Here is a 270-nt window from a genome sequence, read left to right as displayed (position 1 = left end):
CGTTATGACCGTCACCGTCAGCCCCGTCCGATTCGAACACCACCGCGACGCCCTCGGCATCGGCGAGGCCGCGCCGCGGCTGAGCTGGATCGTCGAGGACGCCCCGGCCGGCTGGTCCCAGGCCGGCTATCAGCTCGAGGCGGGTTCCGGCGAAGTCGTCTACGTCACCAGCGGCGAATCGGTGCTCGTCCCATGGCCGTTCACCTCGCTCGCTTCGCGGGATGGCGAACGCGTGCGAGTGCGGGTGACCGGTGACGACCGGACCGTCTC

The 270-nt window shown here is 70.4% G+C and carries 1 protein-coding gene; it reads left to right on the top strand.

What is annotated here, in order from left to right; genetic code table 11:
* Nucleotides 1-270: glycoside hydrolase family 78 protein (locus AC1RPY_RS07905; RefSeq protein ID WP_481763136.1), on the top strand; the 270-nt coding region annotated here is incomplete at both ends.

This window comes from Dellaglioa sp. CoH-56-MRSF-12, assembly GCF_056782075.1.
The sequence above is the reverse complement of the archived record's forward strand: the minus strand, read 5'-3'. Positions and strand labels throughout refer to the sequence as shown.